A 5,546-nucleotide genomic window follows, 5' to 3' on the forward strand; every position below is an offset into this window, starting at 1 on the left:
ATATAAGGCTGCACTAAAGCAGCCCTATATTACTTTTATATTCTCATCACCAGCTAATTCTCTTAAATAATCTAATACATCTGACTCCAAGTTAACCCAAGTATCCCTTGTCATTCTATATTGCTTCCTATCCTCTTCAGTGAATAAATATACAGTAGTATCACCTTTAAAGTAATCTGGCATTACTCTTAACTCTTTCATTAACTTCTTACCTTCATCTAGATTCTTACTTCTTATATATACCTTTGAAGTATTTATCTTTTCTAAAGGTTCTACACTTTCACATATTAACTTAGGTAATTCATCTTCCTTAATATTCACCCTACCCTTAATTACTACTAGAGCATCTTCTTTTAAAGAATCTCTAATTTTATCTAAAGTTTTTGGGAATACTATTACTTCTATTACCCCTGTTAAATCCTCAAGTTTTAGGAATGCCATTATAGTATTATTCCTAGTTATTTTTTGATTATATTCAGCAATTATTCCTCCAAGTATAACTCTTTCATCATCATGGATAATTTCTTCTGGTAAATCTTCCTGATTAAAACTTTCTTTAATTATTTCATATGATTTATTAATTTTTTCTATACTTGTTGATGTTTGAATTTTTAAGCTTTCTGCATATTCATCTAATGGATGACCTGATAAATATAGACCTGTCATTTCTTTTTCCATAGCTAATAAATTTTTCTTTGGAAACTCCTTTATATTAGGATAATTTACTTCTGGAAGTTCAAGTTCTTCTTCCAACCCAAAAAGGCTAATTTGACCATCTATATTTCTTCTTTTCTCATTAGCTATTCCATCCATTAACTTTTCATAAACTGCAAGCATTTTAGATCTAAATACCTTGAATTTATCTAGGGCTCCAGCCTTAATTAAGCTTTCAATTGCCCTTTTATTAACTGTAGATAAATCTAACTTATTTATAAAATCTATTAGTGATTCAAAGTTACCTTTTTTAGCCCTTGAATTAACTATTGTTTCTACAACATTGTAACCTACATTCTTTATAGCTGCTAATCCAAATCTAATTTTATCACCTTTAACAGTAAATTTAGAATAGCTTTCATTTATATCTGGAGGTAGTACCTGTATGCCTAACCCCTCTGCAAAAGCTATATAGTGAGCAACTTTTTCACTAATTCCCATTACAGAGTTAAGCATAGCTGCAATAGTTTCTACAGGGTAATATTTCATTAAATATGCAGTTTGATAACCTATAACTGCATAAGCAGCTGCGTGGGACTTGTTAAACGCATACGAAGCAAAGTCCATCATTTGATCAAAGATCTTATTTGCAGCTTCTTCTGAAATTCCATTACGCTTACAGCCTGGAACTTCAATGTTACCTTCTTCATCCACAACTCCATAGATGAAGTTCTTTCTTTCTTCTTCCATAACCTTGTGCTTTTTCTTAGACATTGCTCTTCTTACAAGGTCACTTCTTCCCATAGAGTACCCAGCAAGTTTTCTAACGATCTCCATAACCTGTTCTTGATATACCATAACTCCATAAGTTACGTTAAGTATATCCTCTAGTTCTGGTGCTACGTATTCAACCTTATCTGGATTTTGCTTACACTCTACGTATCTTGGTATCTCGGCCATTGGTCCTGGTCTATAAAGGGAAATACCCGCTATAATATCCTCAAGGCTATCTGGCTTTAACTCTTTCATAAAGGAAGTCATTCCTGGAGATTCTAATTGGAATACACCAGCTGTTTTTCCTTCACCAATCATCTTATATACTTCTTTATCTTCAAAATCTATTTTATCTAAATTGATATCTATTCCTTGGTTTTCCTTAATCATTTTAACAGCGTCATTCATAACTGTCAGAGTTCTAAGTCCAAGGAAATCCATCTTTAGAAGTCCAAGTTCCTCCAATGTAGTCATATCAAATTGAGCTACTACAGATTCATCATTTTTTTGAAGCGGTACATATTCAACTAATGGCTTAGATGCAATAACTACACCTGCTGCATGAGTTGAACAGTGTCTTGGCAAACCTTCTAAATCCTTACTTACATCAATTAATTCCTTAACTCTATCTTCATTATTATAAGCATTTTTAAGTTCTGGATTAATTTCTAAGGCCTTATCTATAGTTATTCCAAGCATATTAGGAATCATCTTAGCTATTCTATCAACTTCAGCATAACTATAATTCATAGCTCTACCAACATCCCTAATACAAATCCTTGGAGCCATTGTTCCAAAGGTTACAATTTGAGAAACATTATTTACTCCATATTTCTCAACTACATAATCTATAACTTCTTGCCTTCTTTCATAACAGAAGTCACTATCTATATCTGGCATACTTACTCTTTCAGGATTTAAGAATCTTTCAAAAAGTAAGCTATATTTAATTGGATCTATTTTAGTTATACCTAAGGTAAAGGCAACTATTGATCCAGCTGCAGATCCACGGCCTGGTCCTGTTGGAATTCCATTTTCATTAGAAAATCTTATAAAGTCCCAAGTTATTAAGAAGTAGTCTACATATCCCATTTGTTTAATAACAGAAAGTTCGTACTCTAATCTCTCAATATATCCACAGGCTTCTTCATTTTCTTTAAAATAATCCACAACTTCATCAACATTTAGTGGTTTATTTCTAAATTCTGTGAAGACTTCATACCTATCAATTAGTCCTAAGTAGCATTGTTGCCTTAAATAATCATAAGGTCCTATCCCCTCTGGCACTGGGAATTTAGGAAGCTTTGATACGTGAAACTCGTAATCAAAGTTACACTCCTCAGCTATTTTAGTTGTATTCTCTAATGCTTCTGGAACATATGAAAACATATCCCACATTTCCTCTTGAGATTTTAGATAAAACTCATTAGAAGGATATCTTCTTCTATTAGGATCATCCACAGTTTTAGCAGTTTGAATACACATTAATATATCATGAGAGGCTGAATCTTTTTTATTTATGTAATGAACATCATTAGTTGCAACTAAAGGAATTCCAGTTTCCTTAGATAACTTAATATTAGCTTCTGTAACCTTCCTTTGTTCATCCATTCCATGATTTTGTATTTCAAGATAAAAATCACCTTTAAAAATATCTTTATATAGTAACGCTACCTCTTTTGCCTTATCATAGTTATCTTTAAGATGCCATTGTTGCACCTCTCCACCTAAACAAGCACTAAGAGCAATAAGACCCTCACTATGTTCTCTTAAGAAATCATGATCGACCCTTGGCTTATAATAGAACCCTCTAATAGAAGCCTCAGATACTATTTCCATAAGATTCTTGTAACCTTGTTCATTCTTAACTAATAAAACTAAGTGATGGGTACTATTTTCTTTATCATTAACCTTAATATCCATAGACTTTGCTGCTATATATACTTCACAACCAAGAATAGGCTTTATACCATTCTCCTTAGCTTCTTTATAAAAAGCAACGCATCCGTACATAACTCCATGGTCTGTAATAGCTATACTATCCATTCCAAGCTCTTTAGCTCTACTTATAAGCTTTTTAATTTTTCCAGAGCCGTCAAGTAAGCTATACTCTGTATGAAGATGTAAATGAGTAAATTTTTTCTCCAAATAAACACCCCCTTGTGGATTGCTACGCAATCCAAATTAATAATTAAAGAATGGAAAAAACGAAAAAATTAATGAAGTAATTCCAAAGGAATTACTAAAAATAAATTTCAGAAACTCAGCTTGCTGAATTTCATCCTCAATTCTACATTCTTTCATTCTTTCATTTTTTCATTTTTCATTCCTAATATGTTCCTGATCTTATTTCTTCAGCTATTTTTTCTATTTTCCTTAGTCTATGATTTACTCCTGACTTTCCTACTGGCGGTTCTAGCATTTCTCCAAGTTCCTTTAAGGACTCATCTGGATAGCTAAGTCTAAGTTCTGCTATTTCTCTTAAATTCTTAGGTAGTCTTTGTAATCCAATCTCTCTTTGTATTAACTTTATGCTTTCAACTTGCCTTACAGCAGCGTTAACAGTTTTACTTAAATTTGCTGTTTCACAGTTCACTAGTCTATTAACATTGTTTCTCATTTCCTTCATTATTCTTATATTTTCAAGCTCTAATAATGATGTATGAGCTCCAATAATACCTAGAAGGTTCGATATTTGTTCACCTTCTTTTATATAAATAATAAAACTATTTTTTCTTTGAATAACTTTAGAATTTAATCCAAAGGTATTAATTAGCTTAGATAAATCTCTAGCATACTCTTCACTATGAGTCACAAATTCTAGGTGATAAGTTTTTTCTGGGTTACTTATGCTTCCCCCTCCAATAAAGGCTCCTCTTATATAAGCCCTTTTTAACTCTTCTCCCATAACCATATTTTCATCTATTCTATAATCTAAAGTTAATACCCCATCAACTTCAGCAAATATACCAGTATCTCTTAAAAGATCCCTGACCCCCATATCTTCCTCAATAAGAACCATATAAATATTATTCTTTTTTAAAGAATTACTTTTCTTAACCATTAACTTAGAGTGAATATTAAAATGCTCCTTAAGTAAGCTAAATATGTGTCTTGCTGTAGCTGGATTCTCAGTTGTTATTCTAAAGGATAACCCAAGTCCGCTAAAAGCTATAGTTCCACTTACTTTCATTATTGCCGAAATTTCAGCTAATGCTTCTTCCTTACTTAATTCAGAGTATCTGCATATTTCTCCTTTTACTTTTGATGAAAATGACATATTGCCTATTCTCCTTATAATCTAATCTATCAAATAATTATAACACAAATAGCAAAAATTTTTATAAGAATTTATTACCTAGGATTTATATAAAAATTTCAATTACTAGATAATTATCTACTAGCCTTGCATAAATATTCCCCTTATGCTTTTTAACAATTTTTTTCACATTATATAGTCCATATCCTCTTCCAGTACCCTTACTAGAGAATCCTTTTTTAAAGAATCCTTCTATATCTTCATTAGATATCTTAAGTCCTAAAACTGAATTCTTAACCTCAACTCTATACTTTTCAAGCTTACTAATATTAATAACTATATTCTTTTCAATGGAGTTCTTACTTGCTTCAATAGCATTATTCAATAAATTACTTAACATAATAGTTATTTCTGAATCGTCTAACTCAGACTTATCTATATTAGATTTAATATTATATTTTAAACTTACTCCAATCTGTTCACATTCTACAATCTTACTATATAGAACAGCCTTTACTACAGTACTCTCAATTTCTAATATTGAACTTAAATAACTTCCATCTTGAATATTCACTACATACTTTCCAGCTCTCTTTTTCATTTCTGGAATACTCTGTGAAACTTGTATCATGGAGTATAGCATATTAATATGATTTTTATACTCATGCTCATTAGCTTTTATATTCTGAATTATCTCATCAAGTAATGGATTATAGGCACTCTTAACCTCAATATTCTTATTTTTTAATATAGTTTTATGTAGACTTTTATAAAAACTTATATTTAGAAAAATATTAATAAATATAAGCATGTTAATTTCTATTATTACTAAATCAGGTAACTTACCACTATCATATAT

The 5,546-nt window shown here is 30.9% G+C and carries 3 protein-coding genes; all 3 read right to left on the reverse strand.

What is annotated here, in order from left to right; all coding sequences use genetic code 11:
• Positions 1 to 24: 24 nt before the first annotated feature.
• Positions 25 to 3,576: a DNA polymerase III subunit alpha gene (locus tag E6248_RS12400; protein WP_316341111.1), complete on the reverse strand. Its 3,552-nt coding sequence runs from the start codon at positions 3,574 to 3,576 to the stop codon at positions 25 to 27.
• 181 nt (positions 3,577 to 3,757) lie between these two features.
• The gene (gene whiA / locus E6248_RS12405) at positions 3,758 to 4,708 is read right to left on the reverse strand and encodes a DNA-binding protein WhiA (protein ID WP_136007655.1); all 951 of its coding nucleotides are present in this window, start codon (positions 4,706 to 4,708) and stop codon (positions 3,758 to 3,760) included.
• A gap of 85 nt (positions 4,709 to 4,793) precedes the next feature.
• A partial coding sequence (locus tag E6248_RS12410; RefSeq protein WP_316341112.1) for an ATP-binding protein occupies positions 4,794 to 5,546 on the reverse strand: 753 nt, incomplete at its 5' end.

This window comes from Clostridium sp. (assembly GCF_032552055.1).
In the GTDB taxonomy this organism is placed as follows: Bacteria; Bacillota; Clostridia; order Clostridiales; family Clostridiaceae; genus Clostridium.